Consider the following 23,633-nt stretch of genomic DNA (forward strand, 5'->3'; position numbering starts at 1 on the left):
CGATGGGCTCAGCGCAGTTTCAGCTCGCCCGCCTCGACCCGTAGCCTTGTCTCGAAAGCACGGCTGATATGGGTGCGCAGCGCCTCCCAGGCCCGGTTCTCGTCGCGCGCCGCGATCGCCGACACGATCGCCTCATGCTCGGTCAGCGCCACCCCGTCGCGCCCCTCGGCCGCGAAAGAGGTCTGCGCCATCAGCGCCATCGAGCGGTGCAACAGATCCAGCTGCTGCACGAGGAAGCGGTTATGGCTGGCCAGGTGGATCTGCCGGTGAAAGCGCTTATTCGCCCGGCTCAGCGCCGCCGGATCGCCCCCCAGCAGCGCACGATCATCCGAGACCATGCTTTGCAGCACGCGGATTTCCTCTTCGGTCGCATGCCGCGCCGCCAGACGCGCAGCCAGCCCCTCCAGCTCGGTCCGGACTGCGTAAAGTTCGGCCAGCTGGTTGTGGTCCAGCGTCGCCACGATCAGGCTGCGCCCGTCGCGTTTCAGCATTGATTGCGTTTCCAGCCGCTGCAGCGCCTCGCGTACCGGGGTCCGCGAGACCCCGAATCGCTCGGCCAGCTCGCTTTCGACCAGCCGGTCCCCTGGCCGGAATTCGCGCGCTTCGATCGCTTCGAGGATCAGCGTATAGGCATCTTTCTGCACGGGACCCGCTCCTGTTGGCAGCACCGCATCCAAAGCGGCGCCGGGGCTGCGATACCACCCGCCGACCCTGGCCGCGAACCCTAGAGGCGCGGGCATCGGCAGGCAAGCCCGCCCTGCCCGCAAAAGAGGCATGGTGCCGCAAGTTGCGGCTGCATCCGGCGCGCGCCCATGCTAAGAAAGCCCATGCCCAAGCAAGCCTTCAGCACCGTCACCACCTGGGTCTTTGACCTCGACAATACGCTTTACCCGCCCGCCGCCTGCCTCTTTCCGCAGATCGAGCGCAAGATGACCGATTGGGTGATGCGCAATCTCGGCCTTGACGAGGCCGGTGCCAACCAGCTGCGCCACAATTACTGGCAAGAGCACGGGACCACGCTTGCCGGGCTGATGGCCGGGCATGACATTGATCCGTCTGACTTTCTTGCCTTCGTCCACGATATCGACTTCTCGGGCCTGACCCGCGATATCCTCCTTGCGCGCCGCATCGCCGACCTGCCGGGGCGGCGGATCGTCTTTACCAATGCCGATACGCTATACGCCACCCGCGTGCTGGAGCGGCGGGGGCTTTCCGGTCTGTTCGATGCAATCTATGGCATTGAAGAAGCAGGATATTTACCGAAACCGCGACGCGATGCCTTTGACTTGATCGCCCGGCTTGACGGGTTCGACCCAGGGGCAAGCGCGATGTTCGAGGATGATCCGCGCAACCTGCTGGAGCCGCACCGGATGGGTATGCGCACCGTGCTGGTGGCGCCCGAGCCGCTGGCCGGGGACCATATCCACCACCATACCGGCGATCTGCGCGATTTTCTCGACCGGCTCGCAGCAGGCTGAGCCACTAACAAAACCGCCGATAAATCACAGACGAGCCTCCCATAAAACCACTGGCCGAACCGGGGCAGATTGCCGCACTGCGACACCACGCCCCGCCCGGGGTGGATGCGGTGCAGGGCAAAACGCGATATGAGGCATTCAGCTATTGAAGCTGCGACCTGGTCCCCCGGCCCGGCCAGCCCCCGTACCATATCCGCTCGATGACCGAAGGGATTCGCCATGTCCGACACGCTTGCCCTGACCGCCCCGCCGCCCCGTCGCAGTCTCCTGAGCCGTATCCCGCTGATCGGCCGGCTCGCGCGCGAGATCGACCGGGATGTGAACAATTTCTTCTGGCTGCTGCCGGTTTTCATTCTGGGCCTGGTGCTAGGCGTGAAGTTCTGGGGCCTTGCCGCGCTGACCATGGTGGCGCTTGTGCTGGTGCCGATGATGTTTGCGTTTTTCATCGCAATCACCTGGCCCTGAGCCGGCCTTTCGTCCGCCCAAACTTTCGCCTGCCCGAAACTTTCACCTGCCCGAACTTTCACCTGTCCACCCTTTCGCCCGGAGTGACAGAGTGACCTCTGGCCCCTGCCCGGCCGCGCGCGTAGACTCGGGCCATAGCAGCACAGAGGCCGTCGGATGAAACGCGCGGAAACCGGAATCCTGATCTCGGGCGGCGGCATTGCCGGGCTGACGGCGGCGGCCGCCTTTGGCTCGGCCGGGTTCGAGGTGATCTGTGTCGACCCCGCCCCCCCGCCGCAATCCGAGGCGGCGAGTGACGCCGATCTGCGCAGCACCGCCTTTTTGCAGCCCTCGGTTTCCGTGCTGGAAGAGGCCGGGATCTGGTCCCGCCTCGCCCCGCATGCGGCAGCGCTTCAGGTGATGCGGATCGTCGATGCCGGGGCCAAAGACCCTGCCGCACGGGTTATCCGCGATTTCGATGCGGCCGAGATTTCCGATCAGCCCTTCGCCTGGAACCTGCCCAACTGGCTCTTGCGCCGGGAAATCGCCGCGCGGCTGGCAGAATTGCCGAATGTGACCTTTCGCCCCGGCACCGGCACCAGGGCATTATTGACCCGTGACAAAGAGGCGCTGGTGACGCTGAGCGACGGCTCCCAGGTCGCGGCGCGGCTGCTGATCGCTGCGGATGGACGCCATTCGCCGATGCGGGAGGCGCTGAATATTCCCGTGAAAACCATCCGTTACGGGCAAAAGGCGGTGGTGTTCTCGGTCACCCACACCCTCCCCCATGACAATATCTCGACCGAGGTACACCGCTCGGGCGGGCCCTTCACCATGGTGCCGCTGCCGGATCGCGGCGGGCTGCCGGCCTCGTCGGTGGTGTGGATGGAGACCGGCCCCGAGGCCGCCCGCCTTGCCGCCCTGCCCGAGGCGGAATTCGAGGCCGCGATGAATGCGCGTTCTTGCGGCATCCTCGGCGAGATGCGGCTGGCGACGCGGCGGCTGGTATGGCCGATCATTTCCCAGGTGGCGGCGCGGCTTTCGGGTCAGCGCAGCGTGCTGATGGCCGAGGCCGCGCATGTGGTGCCGCCGATCGGGGCACAGGGGCTGAATATGTCGCTGAAGGATCTGCGGGCGCTGCTTGATCTGGTGCGTTCCGGCGCCGACCGTGCAGGGGGCGATCCGGGCGCGCAAAGCATCCTTGACGCCTATCACCGCGCGCGTCACGGCGATATCACGCTGCGGGTCGGCGGCATTGATATGCTCAACCGCGCCTCGATGGCCGGCGCCCCGGCCTTGCGCAGCCTGCGCGGCGGCCTGCTTGAAATGCTTTACGCGATGACGCCGATACGCCAGGGGCTGATGCGCGCGGGGCTTGGCGTCTCCTGACGGTTGACCTCGCCGCTTGCGAGGCGTAAGCGAGAGGCGTGGCGATTTGTTGACCGGATTGCGGGCCACGTTAAACAAACCGCTAAAGAGGTGACGGGACGTCTTCGCCCTGCCGCGCTTTCCGGTCATTGGATTTGCTTATGGCCCAGGGAGCCTTGTGCCGCGATGACGAACTGGAAGACACGCACCAAACTTGTCCATGAAGGCAGCCGCCGCAGCCAGTATGGCGAAATGGCCGAGGCGATTTTCCTCACCCAGGGCTTTGCATACCCGGATGCCGAAACCGCCGAGGCGCGCTTTATCAAATCGGGGCCGGATGAGTTCATCTATGCCCGTTACGGCAACCCGACCACGCGGATGTTCGAAGAGCGCATCGCGGGGCTTGAGGGCACCGGGGATGCTTTTGCCACCGCTTCCGGCATGGCGGCGGTCAATGGTGCGCTGACCTCTTTGCTCAGGGCGGGGGATCATGTCGTCTCGGCCAAAGCGCTGTTCGGATCCTGTCTTTACATCCTCGAAGAGGTGCTGACGCGCTACGGCGTGACGGTCACCTTCGTCGATGGCGCCGATCTGACCGCCTGGGAGGCGGCGGTGACGCCGGAAACGAAGGCGGTGTTCTTTGAAAGCATGGCGAACCCGACCCTCGACATGGTGGATGTGAAGGGCGTGGCCGAGATTGCGCACAGGCATGGCGCGCTGGTGATCTGCGACAATGTCTTTGCGACGCCGATCTTCTCGCGCGCGGTGGATCTGGGCGCCGATGTGGTGGTCTATTCTACCACCAAACATATCGACGGCCAGGGCCGCGCACTTGGGGGCGTGATCTGCGGCTCGGCGGACTATATCCAGAAGGTCGTGCAGCCCTATATGAAACACACCGGCGGCGCGATGAGCCCGTTCACCTCCTGGATCATGCTGAACGGCATGGCGACACTGGATCTGCGTTGCCGGGCGATGGCCGGCTCGGCGCTGGAGATCGCGGAGTTTCTGGAAGGACATGATAAGATTGAGAAAGTGCTCTATCCCGGACTGAAATCGCATCCACAATATGATCTGGCGATGGCGCAGATGGGCACCGGCGGCACCATCGTGAGCTTCGTTGTGAAAGGCGGCAAAGAGGGCGCCTTCCGGCTGCAAAATGCGCTGGAGATCCCGAAGATCTCGAACAATCTCGGCGATGCGAAGTCGATCACGACGCATCCGGCGACCACGACGCATCAGCGGCTTTCCGACGAGCAGAAGGCAGAGCTGGGCATTGCCCCGGGGCTGATCCGCTTTTCGGTCGGGCTGGAGGATGCAGGCGATCTGATCGCCGATCTCGGACAGGCGCTCGCGCAGGCCTGAGGCCCGGCAGGCGGGGGGCAAGTCCCCCCGCGCATCCGGGGGTATTTCTGCCAGATGACGCGCAACCGGTTGAGCGGCAATCGGCCCGCAATCGGCTGTAGCGCGTGAAGTCCTGCATGTCATCAGTGTTTGCCTCCCGGAAGTCCCCCTGCCTCCCCATAAGTGACCCGCCTCCGGATATGGATTTATGGCCAGGGCTGGGGTCGATGCATGGCTGGTCTCCTTCTTTTACCGTGCTGCGGCGGCAACTGGCCCTGAAGCGGAAACTGTCTTTTCGGGTCGCCAGGTCGGACCATTGCGGCGCCATGGGTTCCGATCTGGTGCGAGGGGCCGCGATGGGTGGGGCGCTCGTGCAGGGCGGCAGCCATTTTCGCATCGCCTTCGCATCGCCAAAGATGGCACCAGCACAGGCGATACCAGATCAGCCCCGCTGGCGAGGGGGGGGGGTAAAGTTACTGACGAAACTGTCAGGGTCATGGCCTACGCGGAGGGATACATGATGGTGCACCACAGGGGCTGAGCGCCCTTCGTCTGGGGCGTCAAAGAGGTGTTGGCATTCCTTCGCGCCAAACAGGAGGCAAGGCTATGAGCGGGTCGGACATAGCCAGCCGATATATCGGCAAAAGCGGCAGGACCGCGACCTATGACCGCAAGACATGGGCAGATGATCTGATGATCCTGGCCGGTTTTCGGGTCTGGGCCGAGGAAGATGGCGCCTTTTACGGCGGCGAGAGAGCCGCATCAGCTTATGCCGCTGCCTGCCGGATGTTGGACCTGGATGGTATCGGGCTGAGAAATATCATGCTGGGAGGCAAGCTGTGAGCGGGCCGGAACGGATACACGCAAAGATCCACGGGGTTAGCCGGGACGCAATGTCCGGCCGCCGAGAATGGATCGGCGGCGTGAACGAGCATCGCCGAGATGGTCAGGAGGAATACCTGCGCCGCGATCTGAAAGGGGCTGGCCGAATTGCTTGATGACTGCCGTGCTGCCCAGAGTGCCGGCGGTGGTGCAGACCGCCCCGGTGTAGCCCCCGGCCGATGGTTGGGTGTAAAGCCAGCGATCCCCGCGCACGGCGGCACCGAAATTCGCGTCCGTGATGGCTGCCAGATTGGTGCAGGACCTGACCCGGTTGACCGCATTGCCGGTGGCGCTGCCGTCAGCGATATAGACCCCGTTTACCCAGAGAAACCGCTGGGTTATCGCGCCATAGCCTGTGCCGCCGAAGCCAGCGCCAGAGACGCCCCATACCCCCCGGCTGCTATTTTTCGCGTCTGTCCACTCATAGCGCCCCCGCGTCTGGTTCCAGGAAAGCCGCAGCGCAGAGGTCGTGTTGACGGCATCATCACGCCCGTCACCGTACTGCGCGATCCGCCCCCCCGTGAAACCATTCACCTGACCAAAGCCACCGCCAAACGCCGTTGTGCTGTCATCCGGGCTTGTTTGCCCCTGATATTGCGCTGGCGAGTTCTGGATGCCCGGCCCGACAACTTTTGCTCCCGCATATTCCGGATGCCAGAACACTCTCTCCGCAGACGTGCCCCCGACAACCGTGGTCGTATTCCGGGCAACGATACCTTTCTCAATGCCGCCTTCTGAATAGCAGCCGATGATCGAGGCGCGTCCATTAGGCGAGCAGACATGGATTCCGCCCGACGGCCAGTAAAGTGTTGCTGTTACCCAATCACCATCTTTGACTGTGGCGGTGATCGTTGCCCAATAAGTGCGCCAGTTTGCGCCGACACCCGGCTCACTGTCTGAGGCGGACGTGTGCCCCTTGATGCACATGTAATAGACGCCGTTGTGCAGGACTTTGAATGTGTTTTGCGCACTATGACAGGCTATATATTCCGACCCGATTGTCGTGTTGTCGAGAAACCCTGCACCCATGTTTCCGGCGCAATCGCTTTTGAAATATGTGACCGTACCGGCATTATTTCCATGGCAAACCGCCCCGTGCATCAGGCCACCTTGCCCCATGCAGTAGTGGTAGATCGACCCGTTGACATTGCCGTAGACCGAGCCTGTTCCGGAATAGTCGATCACCGCCGCGCCGCCCGGCGTGGTGTTGTTGGCGTTGCTCCGCCCCGGGTGGTCGAAGAGGTTGACAGCAAGGCCGCTGGTCTGAGCATGAGCATGCCAGTCCGCCTCGGAGAAGCCCGACGAAAGGCAATACTCAAAAAATGCGGTGGCGTTGTGAACAACACCCTGACGCACCGTAGCACCGGCTTCCGGCAGGAAATTCAGGTTTCTGAATCTTGAGCGCAAGCCACCGAACTTCAGACCAAACCCCGGAACTGTCGGGTGATCCGGCGCGTTTTCGGGTTTATAAACCCCCACTCCGCTGACGCCGCCGGGATACAACACGGCCATGACCGCAGCGATGCCATTCACGCCCCGGATTTCGACGCCTTTTTGGCCGCGCAAAGGTGCTGGCGTATCCCCATAAAACAACGCAGTGCGCGTCACAAACCATGTCTGGGCCACCCGATAATAAGCCGGTACGGACGGAAACCGCACCGGGACGCTCTCGGCGTATTCCTCGCGGATCGTGTTCAGGGTGGCGGCGCGGCTGGCAGCGGTGATCGCTGGCCAGTCATCATGGCCCGCCCCGATCCCCCGCGCTCCCCAGTGTTGCGGCGTCACATAGCCCATCGGGGCCGCGCCGACCGTGACCGTGCCGCCCCCTGAGATGTCAAAGCAGTGGTTATAAGGATCTGCAACATACCCGCGCGCCAGATGGACCGTGACGCCTGACGGCACCACCAGCTTTGCACCATCGGCAAACTGCACAGGCCGCGTAATCGTCATATTGCTGGCGATGCGATAGGTGCCGGTCGGCACGAATATCTCATTCACGTCATTCGCGAGCAGAAACGCCGTCCGACTGTCAGCCAAACCGGACGGGTCGCCGCCAAACGCGAGGGGCGTGTTGAACGGGGTCGATGAGGCGGCAGCAACCGCTGCGATCCGGGCCAGTTCGGCGGCGGCCGCCGTCGCGTCAACCTCATCTCGCAGCAACTCGACCTCGGCAACGGCGCCCGCCATTTCCTCATACTGCGCCTGTGTCAGAGAGCTCCAGAACGTCTCCCCCGCCGGCGCCGCGCCCGCAATCAGCAGCTCGGCCAGCGCATAGGACGGATCGCTGCCGAGCTGGATCTTGCCAAGGGTTGCGTATTTTTCCGCCTGGCCGTTGCCGCGATCCGGCTCCGTCCAGCGCGCCAGGACGACATAATGCGTCCCGTTTTGCCCTGCCGTATTTTGCCAGAGGTCAAAGCCCGCCGGAATGCTCGCGTCCGCAGTCAGCGGCACCCGCCTGCCCGACCCTGGCGGCAGCACATTCGCACCCTCGGTATCCAGCCCGGACAGCACAAAGGTCAGGCTACCTTCAACATGCACGGTCGCACTCGCGCTGCCCAGCGTGTGCGCGATGATCGCGGCGCAGTCGCAATCCACGGCTTCGGTCAGCAGTACAGCCAGCGTGGCCGGCATCGCGGCAGGGGTCCAGTAGTCGAATGTCTGCGGCCCCAAGGCGTTTTCCGCAAAGCCGTCCGGCGTCTCGCTGGACCATGACAGCACGCCCTCGGCCAGAACGTTGCGAAATGCGACCGCGCTGGCGCGAGTGCCGGTGGCGCTGTTCTCGATACGGATCATGGCTTCCCCATGCAAAAGGCCGCCCAGAAGGACGGCCAAATCTCGATCCGGCGATCATTCGCCGGTCGCTTCTGTTGATTTCAGCGGGTCCTCGCTACGCAGAAATGCCCCTGGCAACGAGATGAGGGCCGAAACGTTTACATCCCACAGGGCGACACAACCCGTGGCGCCTCGCACGGAAGGAGACAAACATGACTGTTCAAGCCAATGTCACCAACCCCGGCACAACCCCGTCTGTGTCATCGCTGATCTCGGGCCGCACTGTTCAGGGCACAAAAGTCTACAGTCCTGCCGGTGACGATCTCGGGCATATAGATGACATTATGATCGATGCCGCCTCGGGCAAGATCGTCTACGGCGTTCTTCAGTTCGGCGGCTTCCTCGGGATCGGCTCCGACCACTATCCGATCCCGTTCGGACGGCTGCGCTATGACAGCGCGCGCGGCGGCTATACCACCGATCTGACAAAAGCAGATCTGGAAGGAGCACCGCCTGCCGACCGTGATTGGTACGAAAACCGCGAATGGCAGCGCCGGAACTACGACCACTATGGCGTACCTTACTACTGGCCGTAACTCCCGCTGAATGATTGAGGCCGCCCTTCGGGGCGGCCCTGATTTCAGTGTGTTGCGGCGCGAAGCTCAGGTGGGAAGCGAAGACGGTGGAGCCTTGACGACCTTGCCCGCAGCAAGATCAATCTCCCGGTAATGGGATTTCAGATAGCGCTCATAAGCTCCGTTCCTGAACTCGATGCAGTGCTGTGCCTCTTTGCGGGTCTCTTCTGGCACATCAAGACCAAGGGCCACGCGGATGAGATACGCCGCGTAAAGCTTGCCCGATGCCATAGCCGCAATGTCGTAGCCCTCTGCCCCTTCCAGATCCTCAATCACAGCCAGAAGCGCGGAGTTTTCTGGTGCGGCCTCAACAACCTCTGCACCAGCCACCATCGCGGCAAACCCTACAGTCGGGGCTGAGCGAAGAAACGAACGGCGATCAATCGCGCTCATGCGTCCACCTCCTGCGACAGGAACTCGCCGAGCTGCGGCTCAATCGGGCGAACCGGCCAGGGGATTGTCATCGGTTCCCCATCCTCGCCACGGTGGAAAGCGCGGGAAAGGCGGGGGTCAGAGAACATGTCGCTGAGGCGAAGTTCTTGGTATTCAGAGGGCGTGAGTCTATATTGGCCAGAAGCCATGGCGATCTCCTATTCAGATCGTTTCAGGGTTAGGGCCGGTCAGGTGTCGTAAGCACCTGGTCGGCCCGTCTCATTTCAAGGTATGGTGACCGTCACCATACCTTCTCCGGGTCAGTCGTCGTTTTCTACCTGCGGAACGAGGACCATGCGCATCTGCCGCCCGTTCTCGACCAGTTCGACCGGCGGCACCGGGAAGCCAAGCTGCGGCCCAATCCATTGCGCGGGCATGATGCCGTAGAGCAGGCGATACATGTCCACGATGCCGCGCTTGGTCCGCATTTCTTCCATCGACCAATCCGGGAAAGGGCGGCGCTCGGCATCCTGCGCAACTTCGCCCTGCATGGCATAGGCCCCGGTCTTACGGATGGATGGGATCACGTCGCCCGTCACCCACTTGCGGAACCGATGCTGGATAGTGCCAGGAGTGGTGGCGAGGTGAGAACGAAGGATCAGCGTGTAAAGCCCACCCTCCGAAACAACGTTCGCTTCGCCCTGACGCCCTATGTTCAACATAGCCCGTTCGTCGTCATCAAGCGCCTGAACCGCCTGCGTCGGGTTCTTAACGCCCAGCACTGCACAGGCATCGGCGGCCACGAACCACGGGTCATCGCTGATCCACACCGCGCGAAGCATGTGCTCGCCTTCGAAAAGGAAGGGGGTCACCCCGCTTGCGGCGGCTTCAAATCCGCCCTCGCCTATATTACGTTCATGGATGGACACGCTGATCTCCTACGTTGAGCGTGTTTCGGTTCAGTCGTGCGTCAACACGTCTGGCTCATTCGGCAGCGGCGGGACTGGCTTCGATCCCCTGACCCACCGCTGCCGCTCTCGCCTCACGAATAAGGCGGATAAAAATGTCGTTCATCGAAACACAGTCAGCTTCGGCCCGCTCCTGAACCCAAGAGCGATGTTGCTCCGGCAATCTCACCGTGAGACTCGACCTTTTCTTTTCGGCCATGCTATCTCCATGTGGCGTCGCCATGACGCCAACCTATTATGACGCCACTTTGGCGTCAATAAGAAAGTGACGCCAGATGGACGCCAGAGAAGACTTCAAGCGCACCACCCTGCGCCTACCGCAAGATCTCTATGATCAACTCGAAACTCTGGCACGTGACCACCAGCGAAGCTTGAACGCTGAAATCATAAGCATCCTAAGAGGCCACACCCGACCGCTTTTCCTCGACCTGAATGGAGATCCCCCAACACAAGAGGAATTGGTCGCAAAAGGCTTAAAGTTTGATCTACTGATCAACACCATAAGCAGTTTCTTGGCAGACGTTCGGGACTGATCCTCCATTGATCAGGTTGGGGTTAGGCCTCGGATCGGTCTCGACCACTGATCCGGGGCCGCTTTGTTTCAGGCGGCGCGGGCGTACTGGTTCTCCATCAGCACCTTGCGGTAGTTGTCGATGGCGGTCTTGAGGCGGCGTTTTGCGTTGTAAACCTTGCGCTTAGCCGCTTCGGACGACTGATATTCGCCTGTGGTCGCCGCTATCATCGCTTCCCATTCAGGAGTATTCTGCGTGATGGTGTCGATGCCTTCGCGGCGTTTGTAGTCGGCATATGCCGTCCGCAGATCGTCCTTTTCGATACCGGCAGCGATCTCCAATTCATCGACTTCCACCGCCTTGTTGGCGATATCAATGAGGATGTTCAGGAACTTACCCGCCTCTGTGAACATGTTGGCTTCCGTCATCATGCCATGCCCCCTTGGATTGCGAACAGCCCATCGGTCGACTTGCCGAGGCGATTGGAAGCGTAGCTGCGGGAATGCTGCCGAAGGCCGAGTTCAAGAAGCGCCTCGGCCTTATCCGGGTCGAACAGGCGGATAGCCCTGTCGCCACGGTCAGCGCGACCTTCCAGCATGCAGCCGCCCTTTTTCAGGCGATTGCCAAACCAGACGGCAGAACCTTTGATGTTCGGCGGCAGGCCGCAGGCATCCCAGATCTGCTTGGCGGTTTTGCCAGCCCGGAGAAGATAGGCGCTGGACGCCAAGCGGGCCGCGACCAGAGGCTCCACCATATTCGCAACGATACCGGGAAGCGCCTTTTCCAGCTCCGTGACCTTGTGAGCCACCATCCGCATGATGCCGAAGCTGCGCTCTATCTGCTCAAGTACCTCGGCAGGCAGAGTCGCGCCGACCGGCTTGCCCTCCATGGCCGCCCTGACGACAGAGTTGCACCACATGTGAAACTCATGGCTCAAATATTTGGCGTAGGCTATGGCGATCTGCCAATGGGCGAATGTTGCCCCACGACCAGAACCGCTACCACCCCGTGATGTCTGAATGTGCCCCACGGGCATATTCAGGATCATGCTGACATGCGCGATGAAATCGGCTCCTTCCTTGCGCGACCAGTTGGCCGGGCGCTTGGCTTCCGGCGAACCGGATGCCTTCCACATATCGGTCAGAGACAGCATCTCGCCTTTGTCGCGGATCGCGGTCCCATTATAGACAAGGCCCTTGCCCGAAGGCTCCGGCGATGTCATTTGAAAATCAAGCATGCTGACAGGTTCCTTCTTTCAGCGTGTGGGAGGTGTCACCCTGCAAGGTGACGGCTTCACTTCCGGCAGCAGGGGCTTGGACGCCAATCTCACCCCCTGCTGCCGCTTCGGCCCCCTCTCCCAACAGCATCACGATGTGAGTGTTGAGCGAGCGGCCAAGACTTTTAGCCTCTATCCTCAATTTTTCGCGCAGCGGAAGCGGCAGACGAATTGCCGTCTGGACAACCCCCTCCACCCCTTTCGCTGGCATGATCGTCATCATATCTGACACCTCCAGATCATAAAGCACAAAGCTATAAAGCATCACGCTACGTCTTGCGTCAAGCGCATTTTAAAGCATCTTGCTGCATACAAGGAGAATCGAATGGCACGCCCACCGGCATCGGAACAGGTACAGGTCAACTTCCGAATGCCCGCAGACCTGAAAGCGCGCATTGAGGCCGCAGCAGAGGCTAACGGCAGATCAACAACCTCCGAACTCGTAGCTGCGCTGGAAAAAGAGTATCCGGCTCCTCTACCAACCTTCCGGTCGCTTCTTGTCGATCTTATGGATCTTCTGAAAGTCTCCACAACCAACCCTGTCGAGATGCTCGAGCTTGCCGATAGTCTTAAGCAGTCACTAGCTGGCATGCCCGAAGATGAGGCCGAGGAATTCTCAAGGAGAGGGTTGAAGGAACTGACGCCGGTGATTCAATCCAAATTAGACGATGCCAAACAGAGGCGCGCTCTAGGAGAGGTCGGCGCACGCCCTACCCCACCCGACGCCCCCGAGGAGTGACCGGACAGGAATGACCAGTCACCTTTATCTTGACTATCCGTATCACACCATGATACGTATCATTGCATGATACAAAACACCAAAGGCAAGCTGATCGAGCAAGTCCTGACCGGCAAGACCGGCAAGGGCTTCCCGTCAGACCTGCTGCGGGTCGCTCAGCGCAAAGCCGCGATGCTTGAGGCCGCGAAGGTCCTGGATGATCTCCGCGCGCCGCCGGCCAACCGGCTGGAAGCCCTCCGGGGCGACCGTGAAGGCCAGCACTCGATCCGCGTGAACGACCAATGGCGCATTTGTTTCATCTGGACCGATAACGGCCCGGAACAAGTTGAACTCGTAGACTACCACTGAAAGGAAACGCCATGACCATGCTGCAAGTGCCGGTCCACCCCGGCGAGATCCTCAAACACGAATTCCTTGACGAGTTGGGCATCAGCGCGGGGAAGCTGGCAAAGCACATTCATGTGCCCCGGACCCGCATCGAGCGCCTGGTCAAGGAAGAGACCCCGGTGACCACTGACACCGCTGCTCGTCTGGCCCGTGCATTCAACACGACGCCGGAATTCTGGCTCAACCTCCAGATGGCCTATGACCTGTTGGCCGACAGGCCGGACGATGTTGCCGAAATCGCTCCGTTGTTCGCGGCAGAGTAACCCATGGTAGCCACCCCCGACTTCACAGAGCCCCTGCTGATGATCCTGATGGCGTGGCCGGGGCTGGCTGGCGTGGTGTTCCTGCCCCTCACCTTCCTCGGCTTCGCGTGACCGCATAAGCATCATAGCCCTGATCCCTCTGTCGCCGGTCTTTGTCGCCTTTCCGATGGTGGTGGGCGCGGTGTTCTGACACGCACAGGTTGACTCCCCTCTCCCCGCCCGCCGACGATGGCGGGATTGGAATCAGGGGGTAAATTATGACCATTGAGAACACGCTCAAGGTTTTGACGGATCGGGTCCAGCAACACGCGAACACAATGCTGACCGAAGAAGCGGTCAAGACAGCGGTGGTCCTGCCTTTCCTGCAAGCCCTGGGCTATGACGTATTCAACCCCGGCGAAGTTATCCCTGAGTTTACGGCCGATGCTGTCGGCAAAAAGGGCGAGAAGGTCGATTACGCGATCAAGCTGGACGATCAGATCCGCATCCTGATTGAGTGCAAGCCGATCAGCACGAACCTGGACAAGGTGCATCTTGCGCAGCTTTACCGGTATTTCTCTGTCACCAGCGCCAAGTTCGCAATCCTGACCAACGGGCGTTTCTTCCATTTCCACAGCGACCTGGAGGAGCCAAACAAGCTCGACACTCGCCCTTTCTTCACCTTCGACATTTCAGAGCCGAATATTCAGGTGCTGGCCGAGCTGAAGAAGTTCGAGAAGGCGGGCTTCGATGTGGATGGCATCCTCGCGAACGCCGAGCGCCTGAAATACACTTCCGCGCTCAAGGCGGAAATCACAAAGCAGATCGACAGCCCGAGCGAAGAGTTCATCCGCCTTCTGGCCTCCAGCGTACATGAGGGACGCTTTACTGCCGCTGTCATTGATCAGTATCGCGGACTGGTGAAATCGGCCTTCCGAGAAGTTATCCGGGAATCTGTCCAGGATCGGCTTTCCTCCGCACTCGCTAAGACCGAGGCTCCAGCTGAGATCGTCGAAGACATCGCGCCGCAAACCGATGGCGATGTTGTGACCACGCCGGAGGAGGCTGAAGCCTTCCTGATCGTTAAAGCCATCGTATCGGCGGTGATGAAGCCCGCCCGGGTGGTGATGCGGGATCAAAAATCATACTGCGGCATTCTGGCAGATGACAACAATCGGCGCCCTCTCGCGCGCCTGCATTTCAACCGCGCAACAAAATATCTCGGGCTGTTTGATGGTGAAGCCGAGGAGCGCGTTGTAATCGAAGATTTGGACGATATCTACGGCCATGCAGAGCGCCTACGCCAAACTGCAATCAAATACCCGGCCACCTGAAAGGATTCCCCCATGCGTTCAATTATTGCCCTCGCCGCCCTGGCTCTGGTGGCGGGGTGTGTGGATCCGATGGGCGTGGACCCGTCATCCAACATCAGTCTCATCACCGGAACCGGCGTCGCAGCGGTTGACCAAAATGGCACGCGAAGCTTCCGTTATGTGTTCCCGCCCCACGCGGGCTCCGACAAAGCCCACCATAACGCAATGATTGCGCAATGGGCCGCCAAGCCAGAAGGATGCCCGAGAGGTTACACAGTGGCGAAGGTGGAGGGTTTCCAGGGCGGACTTGTTTACTCTGGCCCTTGCCGCTGATCCTCGCCCAAATTTCCCGGAGACTTTCCCATGGCTGATCACAGCTTTGCATCCAACCAAGAGGCAATACAGTTCCTTGCTGATCAGGTATCACGGTTAACCTGGGAGAACAGGGCTCTGCGGTTCTATGTCTTGGCATCCCAACGCATCGCGGAAGACGGTGGCGCTCCTGAGGGGATTGCAGAGCGGGTCCGTCATGTTGCAAGACGATTTTCAGAAGGCCACCCCGAGAATGATCGCCGTAGTTTTATGAACGCCATCGAGGAGATATGTGGCAATCCCAGCCACATGGCCGAAGTGTTGAACTTCCCCCGGCCTTAGACTGGAACCCAAACTATTCCTCGATTTCCAGCCTCTTTCTGTACGGCATCAAACATATCGATCAGCGCCTGGCCGGAATAGAGTTGCCTCGGATCAATAGCGGCAAGCGTGGCTCTCAGAGGAGGCTCTGATGAGCCAGATCCTTGGTTGCCCGATGAATTACCGGAACCTGATGATGTGACACTTGAGCCTCCGCTGGCACTCCCGCCCTTGGCTCCAGCAGCGCCCTGAACCACACCTTGGGCTACAATAAACGCGGCGGACGCCTTCCCCATTGCCATCACTTTTGCAAATGCCGCTGGCCCGGCGATTGGTCCTGCTGCTGCATATGCCTGCCACGCCGCGGCGGTCGAATTCTGGAGGGTTTCCCGCACCTTCAGCATAGTATTTATTGCGAGTGCGGCGATGCCGGCCGCTTTCGACTGCTGGCCAAACGCTCCCATCAGGCCTGCAAGATTGCTATACATTTGGCTTTGAGCCGCAACCTCAATTGACCTTTCCTGCTCCCGCATCTGGCGCAGTCGCTCCTGATGCTCCAGCTCCAGCCGCTCGATGGCCCCATGCTTATCCCCACCGAAATTACGCTCTCCGACGATCCTGTCGGCATTGTGCCGGTGGTATAGGTCAACGGATCGCCTGCCCCACCCCTCCGGTGAGAGCTGGCAGGTGCCATCCTCCAGCACGTAGGCGTGCCCATCGATCCCAAGGCCCGCCACCACGATGCCGATATCATCCCCGCCGCCGTCGCCCCGCGTGCCCGATGGGTCAACCGCGACGACAATGCGCTGAAGCTCCGGTGCCTCTTTGACCCTCAGGCTGTCGAGTCCCGGCATAGTCTTGCCGTCAGGGGCTTTGCGGTCCTCCAGCGCCCATAGCGCGCCGTTCACATCGCTCGCCCACTCGCCAGCCTCGAACCGAAGACGCTTTGCCGCTGACATCGAGGCCAGCACCTCGAAATACTCGGGTGGCAGGTTGTCCGCGTTGTCTGACGGGTTCACCTTCATCTCGGCGTAATCGTCAGGCTTTGGCAGCGCCTCTTTGGTGCCCGGCTTCAGCTTGGCCCGGAATAGCTGATAGCTCCAATGCAACTTGGAAGGCGGATTGCAGTCGAAATAAGCCTTGAGCGCCAGATATGCCCTGCCGGTCGCCTGCGCGATCTCAGGGGCGAGGTCGCACTTTTGCGCAAGGCGAGACATGGCCATCTCGACCGAGGCCCACGGGATCTGGCTGCTCTCGTTGAAGTAGAGCGTGGCGTATTCCTGCCCGAGGATCTTCTCGACCCGCTCCTTGTCGTCTAGGCCGGCAATCCAGATCTGCGATCCGTTCGGCAGCTCGACGTAGAAGTCGGTCTTGTCAAACCTCACTGAGAGCGCAGGGAAGCAGAGCTTCAGCACCTTCGGGATGGTGTCGGACCAGACCGAGGTCTTGGCGTGGTTGAAACGAAACCGGAATATCGCATGACGCGAGCCCGGCGCATTGATGGCGCGTTGGATGAGAGCGCGGACCAGAATGAACGTCTTGCCTGAGCGAGACCCGCCCCGCAGCATGATGTTTCGAGCCTTGCTGCCAAGAAGCCGATTGGCCTCCCGCTGCTTCGGCGTGAGCTGAGCGATCACAGCTCGGCGTCTTCCTGTTTGATGGTCAGGCTGATCGCGCTTGAGACCTCGGACTTATCGGCCAGGCCCAATTCACGGGCGATGATGTTCGCATTCAGCAGGTCCGCTGCGGCGCCCTCGAACTTCTGGGTGCGGATGATCTGCTCAACACGGGCGATGACGTCAGATAAATCTTCTCGCTTCGACCGCCATTCGGTCCAGGTTTGCAGTGTGATGTCGAGGAACACGCACAACCCGGTCGTGGTCATAGCCCGCATCTTCGGCAGGCTCATAATCTTCGGTTTCCCCCCGGCGGTGACGACCTTCCCCTCATGCAGCGGGTTGCGTTCGATCCACTCGAAGTATTCCAGGCAGGCATCCCATAGGTCGGACGCATGCTCGAACTTAGGGTTTGCGCCGTGTGAGGATCGGGCCTCCCAGAACTTGTTACCCTTGGGGGCGGCCATGGCAGCCTCCTGTGATTATTCCCGCCGTTCCCCGATTGCCCGCATTCGCGACCTTTCGGCCCGGCCTGCGCGGGGTGACGGCGTTAGCCGCATCGGGGATGTGTCGGCTGGCGGGTGGAGCCGCTTGCGGTGCGGGCCGGCGGAAAGAAATATGCAGTTTTTTCGTATCAACCCCGTATTTCCGGTTGACCGATGTGCAGTTTCCGCATATAAAGAGGGTGTGCAGAAGGGAAGGACAACCCAACCCGAAGCACAGAAGGAGAAGATGATGGACTACGAAACCATCTCCCTGATCCTTCAAGCCGGGCAGCTGGCGGTAGGAATTGCCGCTCTCATCGCCGTGCTGACCCGGTAAGAAGGATGGTCGGGGGGTCGAAAGGCTCCCCGGCTATCCCCGAAGATAGCAACTGAAAGGCCCCGGATCAATGACAAGGGAAGAGTTTATCGAAGCCCGCAAGGCAATGAACATGACCCAGACCGATGTGGCGGATCAGATGGGGATGTCTCTCCGACAGATCCAGAGCATCGAGAAGGGCGAGGCTGAGCTGCGCCGTGTCCATATCCTTGCCATGGAGCGGATCAGCCTGGCCTATGCCGCCGCCTCAGGGGAGTGGCAGATAGCTTTGCCACCAGTGCGCCGGGACGCCATGGATGTTGTTGCCCTCTTTCGCGGAAAGGAGCCCGTATGACGACTGTCGAAACGATCACCCTTGCCCTGGGGTTTGCCAATCTGGGCGTGCTGCTTTGGCTTGTGGTGCTGCTTAAGCGCCGGTGAACTGCTGGCCTCCGGTGAAAGCCGGGGGCCAGTAAAGCAAACGCCCGGCAGGGGGTTATCCCTCCGGGCGCATACCATTGCTTTCGCAAGATACTAAAACGTTCCCGCGAATCAGTCAACGCCTTTCCGAATCACTGATTCTCTCCAGTGCCAGCACCGCATTGCGCCCATTTGCCGTGGGCTTGCCCTGATGCCAGAGGGCCGCGCCAAAGCCGTCAATGGCCGAACGCAGGGCCATCTGCATCTGCGGCACCGGCACGGCGGCAATCTGCTGCGCCCAATATGCCTCGCCTGTCTTCGCCGCCTGATCCCGCTCGGCTGGCTGGCCTGTATCATGGGTCGCTATCAGCGCAGGGCTGGCCTGCCCGCACCGCAGGAGGGGAGTGACATGGGGAAGCGCCAGACATTCACCGAGGCCGAGGTTAGACGGTTTATCAAGGCTGGACGGGCGGAAGATCCGAAGGCCGTTGTAGAAATCGTCACCGAGAGAGGTACGGTTCGCTTCAGGCCTGAGGCCGAGTCGATCAAATCAACCGATGAAGTGGAGAACTGGTTCAGTGGTAGCGCGGGTTAAACTCACCGGGATCAACCGCGTTAAGAAGAAGCTGGCTGATGGGTCTGAGGTAAGCATCCATTACGCATGGCGGGGAAAGGGCGCCCCGAGCTTCTGGCGCTCAGACAGCGGCGTCCGGATAGGATCGCCAGAATACATCGCCGCTCTTGCTGCTGCTGCGCCGAAAGCCGCCGCAGCTAAGGGGAAATTCAGGGAGATCATTCTGGCCTTTTTGGGCAGCCAGGAGTTTGGCGCTCTGGCCGAGAGAACCCAGAAAGATTTCAGGAACTCCGTATATCATCCGAAAAACGGTATCGAGGCGAAATTCGGGGCAGCCCCAACCCGCGCCTTTGAAGATCCCCGCATCCGAAAACAGGCCCTGGAATGGCGCGATGAGATCGGCGGAAAGGTCGGAGATGACCGAATAAGGCACCTTCAGCGCATCGTCGGCTTCGGGTTGGATCGGGCCATGCTGATGCACCATCACCTGCAAAAGGTCAGATCAGTCTACAAATCGAATCGCGCGGATATCTTCTGGATGCCCGAGGAAATCGAGGCATTTGAAAAGCTCTCGCCGGCTCATGTCTCGCGCATTGTGATTGCCGCTACCGAAACCGGACTACGCCCCGGCGACCTCCTGCTCCTCTCTCGCCAGCATATACACCCCACCCCTACAGGGCGGCGTATTGTGCTGTGGACCAGGAAGGGCCAGCGCAAGCGCAGGGTGGCATCGATCCCCCTCACCGCCAGAATGGCCGCTATGATCGATAAGCTCCCACCGGGGCAGGACAGGATCATCATTACTAAGGGCGGACAGCCCTATACCCATGAGAACTATCTGGGCGATGCCGTCAGCGAATGGCGGGACAAAATGGGCCTTAGAAAAGACTTGCGCCTTTACGATGCCAGAGGGACCGCCGCGACAAGGCTCTTGGAAGCGGGTGCGGATTTGAAGGAAATCGCAACCCACATGGGTTGGTCCATCAAACACGCTGCGGAGGTGATCGAGCGCTACGTCGCGCTTTCGCCGAACATGACTGACGGGATCGCTCAAAAGCTTCGCGAGGCCGAAGCGCGAACGAAAATGCAAACCAAGGTGCAAACCGTATAGGCTTGTATGGTGCTAAGTGCTGGTCGGGGCGGAGAGATTCGAACTCCCGACCTACGGTACCCAAAACCGTCGCGCTACCAGACTGCGCTACGCCCCGAACTCGCTGTCAGATAGCGGTTTCGTGGCGGGAGGGAAAGCCCCTGTTGCGAGAAAAACCGAATGCGATGGCGGCGGCAGAGGCAGCTTGTGGCACGGAAAGCTGCACCGTCTGCCCCTTGCGGTAAAGATCCGTTACGGGCAGGGCCAGGCGGCGGCGGTGATCAGCGGATGGCGCATCTCGCTGCCCGGTGTGATGCCGGCCTTCCGCGCCAGGCCGCCATTGATTTCAAGCACATAGAGAACGCCATCCCCGCCCGGGATCGGCGTCTCATCGCCGGGGACAGCGTTTTCATGCACCACCGTCACCCGCCCCTGCGCATCGGCAAAGATGATATCCAGCGGGATCAGCGTGTTCTTCATCCAGAATTCCGCCCTGCGGGGGCTATCATAGACGAAAAGCATGCCGGCATCAGGCGCGAGCGTCTCGCGATACATCAGCCCCCGGGCGCGGCTGGCGGCGGTATCGGCGATCTCGACAACAAAACTCTGCCGCTCTGCCCCCTGCCCCGCAACTGCGGCCGGGCGCAGGTCAATGCGCGACATCGCGCATCCCTGTGCGGCTTCGGCCGCGCCGGAAAGGCTATGAGTCCCGATCGGAATCCCGGTCGGAAACACTGTCAAAATCATGGAAAGGCAGAAAGCCGCAGCAAGCCTGACCGGGCGTTTCCCGCGGCCTTTGCCGCCGGTCCCCGGGGGGTCAGCCTGCCCGTATGATGGCCCGATTCCCGGCCCCGTCGCGGGCAGGGCCGGATGGCAGGGCGGCAGCACTGCCGCCGCCCGCGCCGTCATTCGGTTTCGCCCTGTGGGGCGAGGATTGCACGTTCCCAACTCAGCACCTGCACTGCCATTCTGCCGCGCCGGCCCTCGATCACCTTGAGTGCCACCGCCTCGCCGGACATCAGATCCGCAAAGCCCGAGACCCGCAAGACCTCGATATGAACGAATATATCCTCCGACCGCCCGAAGGCGTTGGCGAAGCCAAATCCCTTGGCTTTGTCGAACCACTTCACCCGTGCGGGTTCCATCGGCAAAGCGGAAAGATCCGCCGCCGACAGCTCACCCGCAAGTTCCCCCAACGGCACAACAGGCCCGTCCGGAGGTTCAATCGCAAGAACTTCAACCGCTTGCACACCGCGTGGTGTAGTCTGGATCCGAACTGTGACTCCTGCCCCATCCGCGACTGAACTCTGCCCAAAGTTGCGCAGAACATTCGCGTGCAACAGGATATCGGCATTGGATGTATCGCTGACGATGAAGCCAAAGCCTTTAGCCGGATCAAACCACTTCACCCGGCCCTGCAACACTTGCATGGCCTTATCTTCTTCAGTCATAACAAGGACTATCTCCCCAGATTAAGCCCTGAGCGGTTGATGAAGGCTTAAACACGCCTGATCAAGAGGAAATCGTATAATCAGGCAGAATTGTTTACCTTTTGCCGTGATTATCAGGGGTTGAGCCGCAGGACTGTCCACTCTCCGGTTGCGTTTTTCACCCGTTCCACGCCTTCGACATCGCCGCCGCCGATGCGGCTCCAGCGAAAGCGGTCATGCAGGCGAAAGGCACCATCGGCCCAGAACTCGATTTCGACGGGGGCAATGCGAAAGCCGCCCCAGAAGGGCGGCCGCGCCGGAATCGGCCCCTTTGTCACCGTGACTTTTGCGACCTCGGCCATCAGCGCCTCACGCGAGGACAAGGGCTGCGACTGCCGGCTCGCCCAGGCACCAAGCCGGCTGGTGAGGCTGCGCGAGCGGTAATACTCGTCGGCCACCTGGCCTTCCTCACGGGTGACGGTGCCGCGCACCCGGATCTGCCGGCGAAGGCTTTTCCAGTGCATGACGAAAGCCGCCTTGCCCGAAGCCGCGATCTCCTGCCCCTTCACCGAGGTATAATTTGTATAGAAGACAAAGGATTCCGCCGCGATCTCTTTCAGCAGAACCATCCGGACATCCGGCAGGCCTGTCTCGTCGACTGTTGCCAGCGCAATGGCATTGGGATCGTTCGGCTCGACCGCCGCCGCCTCTTCCAGCCAGCTGCGCGCGATTGCGAAAGGGTCGTCGCCTTTGAAAATTCCGGTCCGTTCCATGGATGCCGCTCCTCTCCTTACGTCAACGGTAACGGTCTCCCGCCCTTGCGGCAGGCTGCCTTTCCGCCTAAACGTCAACGCTATCAAACCGTAAAGGTGTGCGAGGGACCAGGAATGTCAACCGGACTGATGCCCGGATTAATGACCGGCAAACGCGGGCTGATCATGGGCCTTGCCAATGACAAATCGATTGCCTGGGGTGTGGCCCAGGCTCTGGCGGGTGCGGGGGCAGAGCTTGCCTTCTCCTACCAGGGTGAAGCGCTGAAAAAACGGGTTGAGCCACTGGCCTCCAGCCTGGGCAAGCCGCTTCTCTTCGAATGTGATGTGGCAAGCGAGGAATCGCTCGATGCTCTGTTCGAAGGGCTGAAAGAGGCCTGGGGCACGATTGATTTCGTGGTCCATGCCATCGGCTTTTCCGACAAGAACGAATTGCGCGGCCGCTATGCCGATACCAGCCGCGCCAATTTTCTGATGTCGATGGACATCTCGGTCTACAGCTTTACCGCTGTGGCCCGGCGCGCGGGCGCGCTGATGGGACCGGGCGGCGCGATGCTGACGCTCACCTATTACGGCGCCGAAAAGGTGATGCCGCATTACAATGTGATGGGCGTTGCCAAGGCCGCGCTTGAGGCATCAGTCAAGTATCTGGCCGAGGATTTCGGCCGCGACGGGATCCGCGTCAATGCGATCTCGGCCGGGCCGATCAAGACGCTGGCCGCCTCCGGCATCGGTGATTTCCGCTATATCCTGAAATGGAACGAGCTGAATTCGCCGCTGCGCCGCAATGTCACCCAGGAAGAGGTCGGGAAATCGGCGCTTTACCTGTTGTCCGATCTCGGCTCGGGCACCACGGGTGAGAACCTGCATGTCGATTGCGGCTATCATGTCGTCGGCATGAAGGCGATCGACGCGCCCGATATCGACGTCGTGACCGGTAAGAAGGAATGACCTTCGCGGCGTTCCTCGCTTTTGCGGGCCTGTCGCTTTTCGCAGCCGTCAGCCCCGGCCCGGCCGTGCTGATGGCGGCCCGCACCGGTCTGACCGAGGGATTCCGTACCGGCATGATGTTGGCCATGGGCATTGGTGCCGGCGCCGTCTTCTGGGCGGCGGCGGCGATGTTCGGGCTGAACCTCGTCTTCGCAGTGGCACCCTGGGCGCTCTGGGTGCTCAAGATCGGTGGTGCCGCCTATCTGTTGTGGATGGCCTGGGGCCTCTGGCGCCACGCCGCCGAGCCTTTCCAGACCGAGGACAGTCGCCCGCTGCCGCGCTCGGCCGGCTCTGCCTTCCGGCTGGGGCTTTTCACCCAGCTTGCCAATCCGAAACCGGCGGTGATGTTTAGCGCGATTTTCCTCGGCACCGTGCCGCAAGGCACCGCGCCCTGGATCTATGCGGCATTGTTGGCGGTGGTCTTTCTGAACGAGACCATCTGGAACACCATCGTGGCGCGGATCTTCTCGCTTGAGAAAACCCGCGCCGGCTATATCAGCCTGAAAACCGTGATCGACCGCGCTTTCGGCGGGATGCTCGCGCTGCTCGGGATCAAAATCGCAGCTACCTGAAGGGA

General features: G+C 60.9%; 32 protein-coding genes, 1 tRNA gene and 1 riboswitch. Of the genes, 19 read left to right on the forward strand and 14 right to left on the reverse strand.

The features are described 5' to 3' along the window. Positions 1-8: 8 nt before the first annotated feature. On the reverse strand, positions 9-644 hold the full coding sequence (locus tag DRF71_RS06970) for a GntR family transcriptional regulator (protein ID WP_112309708.1): 636 nt from the start codon (positions 642-644) through the stop codon (positions 9-11). Positions 645-827: 183 nt separating this feature from the next. On the opposite strand from DRF71_RS06970, the gene DRF71_RS06975 reads away from it, so the two are divergent. From DRF71_RS06975 to DRF71_RS06995, 5 genes are all read left to right on the forward strand, one after another. Further along, on the forward strand, positions 828-1,478 hold the full coding sequence (locus tag DRF71_RS06975; protein ID WP_112309709.1) for a pyrimidine 5'-nucleotidase: 651 nt from the start codon (positions 828-830) through the stop codon (positions 1,476-1,478). Positions 1,479-1,697: 219 nt separating this feature from the next. Beyond that, entirely contained in the window at positions 1,698-1,943 is a 246-nt protein-coding gene (locus DRF71_RS06980; protein WP_112309710.1) for a hypothetical protein, read from the forward strand. A gap of 156 nt (positions 1,944-2,099) precedes the next feature. Beyond that, complete coding sequence (locus DRF71_RS06985) at positions 2,100-3,311, forward strand: UbiH/UbiF family hydroxylase (RefSeq protein ID WP_112309711.1); 1,212 nt, start codon at positions 2,100-2,102, stop codon at positions 3,309-3,311. A 28-nt stretch (positions 3,312-3,339) separates the two neighbouring features. After that, positions 3,340-3,418: riboswitch (SAM riboswitch) on the forward strand. 58 nt (positions 3,419-3,476) lie between these two features. Beyond that, a complete protein-coding gene (metZ, locus tag DRF71_RS06990) occupies positions 3,477-4,655 on the forward strand; it encodes an O-succinylhomoserine sulfhydrylase (RefSeq protein WP_112309712.1) in 1,179 nt (392 codons plus the stop codon). A 585-nt stretch (positions 4,656-5,240) separates the two neighbouring features. Further along, positions 5,241-5,477: a hypothetical protein gene (locus tag DRF71_RS06995; RefSeq protein ID WP_112309713.1), complete on the forward strand. Its 237-nt coding sequence runs from the start codon at positions 5,241-5,243 to the stop codon at positions 5,475-5,477. Positions 5,478-5,513: 36 nt separating this feature from the next. Here DRF71_RS06995 and DRF71_RS07000 read toward each other — a convergent pair whose 3' ends face one another. Then, complete coding sequence (locus DRF71_RS07000; RefSeq protein WP_157970963.1) at positions 5,514-8,309, reverse strand: hypothetical protein; 2,796 nt, start codon at positions 8,307-8,309, stop codon at positions 5,514-5,516. 191 nt (positions 8,310-8,500) lie between these two features. Between DRF71_RS07000 and DRF71_RS07005 the strand changes: the two genes are divergently transcribed. Next, entirely contained in the window at positions 8,501-8,884 is a 384-nt protein-coding gene (locus DRF71_RS07005; RefSeq protein WP_112309715.1) for a PRC-barrel domain-containing protein, read from the forward strand. Between the two features lie 66 nt (positions 8,885-8,950). Here DRF71_RS07005 and DRF71_RS07010 read toward each other — a convergent pair whose 3' ends face one another. The 3 genes from DRF71_RS07010 to DRF71_RS27310 all read right to left on the reverse strand — a co-directional run bounded on the left by DRF71_RS07010 (position 8,951) and on the right by DRF71_RS27310 (position 10,462). After that, positions 8,951-9,316, reverse strand: a complete 366-nt coding sequence (locus DRF71_RS07010; protein WP_157970964.1) for a hypothetical protein — start codon at positions 9,314-9,316, stop codon at positions 8,951-8,953. 299 nt (positions 9,317-9,615) lie between these two features. Continuing rightward, positions 9,616-10,224, reverse strand: coding sequence for a BRO-N domain-containing protein (locus DRF71_RS07020; protein ID WP_198672083.1), 609 nt, complete (start codon positions 10,222-10,224; stop codon positions 9,616-9,618). 55 nt (positions 10,225-10,279) lie between these two features. Continuing rightward, positions 10,280-10,462, reverse strand: a complete 183-nt coding sequence (locus DRF71_RS27310) for a hypothetical protein (RefSeq protein ID WP_157970965.1) — start codon at positions 10,460-10,462, stop codon at positions 10,280-10,282. Positions 10,463-10,538: 76 nt separating this feature from the next. Between DRF71_RS27310 and DRF71_RS07025 the strand changes: the two genes are divergently transcribed. Then, positions 10,539-10,796 (forward strand): Arc family DNA-binding protein, encoded by a 258-nt coding sequence (locus DRF71_RS07025; protein WP_112309718.1) that lies wholly within the window; start codon positions 10,539-10,541, stop codon positions 10,794-10,796. 68 nt (positions 10,797-10,864) lie between these two features. On the opposite strand, the gene DRF71_RS07030 is transcribed toward DRF71_RS07025, so the two are convergent. From DRF71_RS07030 to DRF71_RS07040, 3 genes are read right to left on the reverse strand one after another with little or no spacing between them, the layout of a single operon-like run. Further along, entirely contained in the window at positions 10,865-11,206 is a 342-nt protein-coding gene (locus DRF71_RS07030) for a hypothetical protein (RefSeq protein ID WP_112309719.1), read from the reverse strand. Continuing rightward, entirely contained in the window at positions 11,203-12,012 is an 810-nt protein-coding gene (locus tag DRF71_RS07035) for a KilA-N domain-containing protein (RefSeq protein ID WP_112309720.1), read from the reverse strand. The genes DRF71_RS07030 and DRF71_RS07035 overlap by 4 nt, the downstream gene beginning before the upstream one ends. Next, entirely contained in the window at positions 12,005-12,316 is a 312-nt protein-coding gene (locus tag DRF71_RS07040; protein ID WP_112309721.1) for an Arc family DNA-binding protein, read from the reverse strand. Before DRF71_RS07040 ends, DRF71_RS07035 begins: the two co-directional genes overlap by 8 nt. Before the next feature lie 60 nt (positions 12,317-12,376). Between DRF71_RS07040 and DRF71_RS07045 the strand changes: the two genes are divergently transcribed. The 6 genes from DRF71_RS07045 to DRF71_RS27315 all read left to right on the forward strand — a co-directional run bounded on the left by DRF71_RS07045 (position 12,377) and on the right by DRF71_RS27315 (position 15,386). Continuing rightward, positions 12,377-12,790, forward strand: coding sequence for an Arc family DNA-binding protein (locus DRF71_RS07045; RefSeq protein ID WP_112309722.1), 414 nt, complete (start codon positions 12,377-12,379; stop codon positions 12,788-12,790). A gap of 66 nt (positions 12,791-12,856) precedes the next feature. After that, positions 12,857-13,138 (forward strand): type II toxin-antitoxin system RelE/ParE family toxin, encoded by a 282-nt coding sequence (locus tag DRF71_RS07050; RefSeq protein ID WP_112309723.1) that lies wholly within the window; start codon positions 12,857-12,859, stop codon positions 13,136-13,138. A gap of 11 nt (positions 13,139-13,149) precedes the next feature. Continuing rightward, positions 13,150-13,440: a HigA family addiction module antitoxin gene (locus DRF71_RS07055; RefSeq protein ID WP_112309724.1), complete on the forward strand. Its 291-nt coding sequence runs from the start codon at positions 13,150-13,152 to the stop codon at positions 13,438-13,440. A 257-nt stretch (positions 13,441-13,697) separates the two neighbouring features. Beyond that, on the forward strand, positions 13,698-14,753 hold the full coding sequence (locus tag DRF71_RS07060; RefSeq protein WP_112309725.1) for a type I restriction endonuclease: 1,056 nt from the start codon (positions 13,698-13,700) through the stop codon (positions 14,751-14,753). Positions 14,754-14,765: 12 nt separating this feature from the next. Next, a complete protein-coding gene (locus DRF71_RS07065) occupies positions 14,766-15,065 on the forward strand; it encodes a hypothetical protein (RefSeq protein WP_112309726.1) in 300 nt (99 codons plus the stop codon). A 30-nt stretch (positions 15,066-15,095) separates the two neighbouring features. Next, positions 15,096-15,386: a hypothetical protein gene (locus tag DRF71_RS27315; protein ID WP_157970966.1), complete on the forward strand. Its 291-nt coding sequence runs from the start codon at positions 15,096-15,098 to the stop codon at positions 15,384-15,386. Here the strand turns inward: DRF71_RS27315 and DRF71_RS27930 are convergent. Beyond that, positions 15,383-17,002 (reverse strand): phage terminase large subunit, encoded by a 1,620-nt coding sequence (locus tag DRF71_RS27930; RefSeq protein WP_198672084.1) that lies wholly within the window; start codon positions 17,000-17,002, stop codon positions 15,383-15,385. The two genes, DRF71_RS27315 and DRF71_RS27930, sit on opposite strands and share 4 nt — an antisense overlap. Beyond that, positions 16,999-17,448: a DNA-packaging protein gene (locus tag DRF71_RS07075; protein WP_112309727.1), complete on the reverse strand. Its 450-nt coding sequence runs from the start codon at positions 17,446-17,448 to the stop codon at positions 16,999-17,001. Before DRF71_RS07075 ends, DRF71_RS27930 begins: the two co-directional genes overlap by 4 nt. A gap of 151 nt (positions 17,449-17,599) precedes the next feature. Here DRF71_RS07075 and DRF71_RS07080 point away from each other — a divergent pair, with 151 nt between their 5' ends. The 4 genes from DRF71_RS07080 to DRF71_RS07095 all read left to right on the forward strand — a co-directional run bounded on the left by DRF71_RS07080 (position 17,600) and on the right by DRF71_RS07095 (position 19,887). Continuing rightward, positions 17,600-17,803 carry a hypothetical protein gene (locus DRF71_RS07080; protein ID WP_112309728.1) on the forward strand — a complete coding sequence of 68 codons (204 nt, stop codon included), beginning with the start codon at positions 17,600-17,602 and terminating at the stop codon, positions 17,801-17,803. A 70-nt stretch (positions 17,804-17,873) separates the two neighbouring features. Next, complete coding sequence (locus DRF71_RS07085) at positions 17,874-18,137, forward strand: helix-turn-helix domain-containing protein (RefSeq protein ID WP_112309729.1); 264 nt, start codon at positions 17,874-17,876, stop codon at positions 18,135-18,137. Between the two features lie 276 nt (positions 18,138-18,413). Then, positions 18,414-18,797, forward strand: coding sequence for a hypothetical protein (locus DRF71_RS27320; protein WP_157970968.1), 384 nt, complete (start codon positions 18,414-18,416; stop codon positions 18,795-18,797). Then, complete coding sequence (locus tag DRF71_RS07095; RefSeq protein ID WP_157970969.1) at positions 18,781-19,887, forward strand: tyrosine-type recombinase/integrase; 1,107 nt, start codon at positions 18,781-18,783, stop codon at positions 19,885-19,887. Before DRF71_RS27320 ends, DRF71_RS07095 begins: the two co-directional genes overlap by 17 nt. Before the next feature lie 20 nt (positions 19,888-19,907). On the opposite strand, the gene DRF71_RS07100 is transcribed toward DRF71_RS07095, so the two are convergent. From DRF71_RS07100 to pdxH, 4 genes are all read right to left on the reverse strand, one after another. Further along, positions 19,908-19,984: transfer RNA gene (locus DRF71_RS07100), tRNA-Pro, on the reverse strand. A gap of 134 nt (positions 19,985-20,118) precedes the next feature. Continuing rightward, positions 20,119-20,529, reverse strand: coding sequence for a DUF192 domain-containing protein (locus DRF71_RS07105; RefSeq protein WP_112310057.1), 411 nt, complete (start codon positions 20,527-20,529; stop codon positions 20,119-20,121). Positions 20,530-20,771: 242 nt separating this feature from the next. Beyond that, positions 20,772-21,317: a cold-shock protein gene (locus DRF71_RS07110; RefSeq protein ID WP_112309732.1), complete on the reverse strand. Its 546-nt coding sequence runs from the start codon at positions 21,315-21,317 to the stop codon at positions 20,772-20,774. Between the two features lie 113 nt (positions 21,318-21,430). Continuing rightward, positions 21,431-22,069 carry a pyridoxamine 5'-phosphate oxidase gene (gene pdxH, locus DRF71_RS07115; protein WP_112309733.1) on the reverse strand — a complete coding sequence of 213 codons (639 nt, stop codon included), beginning with the start codon at positions 22,067-22,069 and terminating at the stop codon, positions 21,431-21,433. A gap of 114 nt (positions 22,070-22,183) precedes the next feature. Here pdxH and fabI point away from each other — a divergent pair, with 114 nt between their 5' ends. Together fabI and DRF71_RS07125 are read left to right on the forward strand one after the other, a co-directional pair. Beyond that, positions 22,184-23,017: an enoyl-ACP reductase FabI gene (gene fabI, locus DRF71_RS07120; protein ID WP_198672085.1), complete on the forward strand. Its 834-nt coding sequence runs from the start codon at positions 22,184-22,186 to the stop codon at positions 23,015-23,017. Beyond that, positions 23,014-23,628, forward strand: coding sequence for a LysE family translocator (locus DRF71_RS07125; RefSeq protein WP_112309734.1), 615 nt, complete (start codon positions 23,014-23,016; stop codon positions 23,626-23,628). The genes fabI and DRF71_RS07125 overlap by 4 nt, the downstream gene beginning before the upstream one ends. The last annotated feature ends 5 nt before the right edge of the window (positions 23,629-23,633 follow it).

The sequence above is a fragment of the Pseudogemmobacter bohemicus genome (genome assembly GCF_003290025.1).
Taxonomy (GTDB): Bacteria; Pseudomonadota; Alphaproteobacteria; order Rhodobacterales; family Rhodobacteraceae; genus Pseudogemmobacter; species Pseudogemmobacter bohemicus.